The organism is Anaerovibrio lipolyticus (assembly GCF_021531495.1).
Lineage (GTDB): Bacteria > Bacillota > Negativicutes > Selenomonadales > Selenomonadaceae > Anaerovibrio.
Genome location: NZ_JADYTY010000068.1, coordinates 1 through 1,280, shown reverse-complemented (window position 1 = coordinate 1,280; position 1,280 = coordinate 1). Strand labels below are relative to the sequence as shown.

1 protein-coding gene is annotated in these 1,280 nt (G+C 44.1%); it reads right to left on the bottom strand.

The genetic code is table 11. From position 1 onward, the window contains the following. Position 1 precedes the first annotated feature (1 nt). Positions 2-1,249 (bottom strand): IS256 family transposase, encoded by a 1,248-nt coding sequence (locus I6E26_RS10985; protein WP_235321907.1) that lies wholly within the window; start codon positions 1,247-1,249, stop codon positions 2-4. Positions 1,250-1,280 lie beyond the last annotated feature (31 nt).

Sequence of the window (1,280 nt, the reverse complement as noted above, 5' to 3'; positions counted from 1 at the left end):
TTTAGTAGATTACATCATAGTGCTTCATGAGTTTCGCCATACGTTCATCTGCCAGGAGTTGGTTTCGAATCATTGCCCAGTTTTGCAGCCGATGTTTATTCCATTTCTTGTAGAGCTCTAATACCCGCAAATACAAGATTTTAAATACAGCATCTTCATTAGGAAATGAGCCCTTTTTTGTTACCTTGCGGAAACTGGAATTCACGCTCTCAATTGCATTGGTTGTGTACATAACTTTCCGTACGGCGCTGCCATAATTAAACAGCTGCTCAACATGTGTGAAGTTGCTTTCCCAGACAGATACTGCTCCCGGATAGTTTGCCCAGTCTTTTTTGAACTGTTCAAACCGCTCTCTTGCCTGCTTGACGTTCACAGCGCCATATATAAGCTTCAGATCCTTAGTGAAACGGGACCATTCCTTGCGCGGGATATAACGCACGGAATTCCGGATCAGGTGCACAATACAACGCTGCACAACAACCTGTGGAAAAATAGCACGAGCTCCATCCTCAAGACCAGAGACACCATCCATAGACAAGAAACCAATTTCTTCAATTCCGCGAGCTTTCAGCTCGTCAAAAATCTGCATCCAGACATGCTTGCTCTCGGTTTCATTGATCCAAAGACCAAGGACATCCTTTCGGCCTTCCGTGTCGTAAGCAAGGATAACATGCACCGCAGATTGGCGTATTCCCTGTTCTGTGCGCAGAGATACATAAAGACAGTCTACGAATATGAAAGGATAGAACGGCTTCAGCGCACGCGTCTGCCATTCCCTGACTTCCTCCATAACACAGTCTGTAATATGGGAAATCTGCTCATGTGACATTTCAAAGCCATAGATATCCTCAATAGTCGCAGAGATATCGCGCTGACTCATTCCACGGGCATACATAGCCAGAACTTTATCTTCAATAGCAGAGACATCCCGCTGATGCTTTTTGACAATCTGAGGATTGAAAGAACTCTCCCTGTCACGTGGAATACGAATAGGAACTTCTCCCATAGATGTTTTTAATTTCTTAGTAGAAAAACCATTACGGGAATTAGAAGAATCCTGCTCGGAACGCTCATGGTTCGCGTAGCCGAGATGATTGTCCATTTCACCCTGCAAGGCAGCCTCGAAGATAGGTGCAAAAATCTGTTTGACAACATCCTGGATTTCCTGAGCACTCTGCGGCTTGTAAGTTTCCATAATTTGTTTTGCTATATTTTCAGCTGGGGTCGGTGTCATTTTACGTTTTGCCATTTGATATCCATCCTTTTAATTGTTTACCCCA

Bases quoted from the DNA above. Each gene is read 5' to 3' on its own strand.
- I6E26_RS10985 (WP_235321907.1), bottom strand. From the start codon at position 1,249: ATGGCAAAACGTAAAATGACACCGACCCCAGCTGAAAATATAGCAAAA.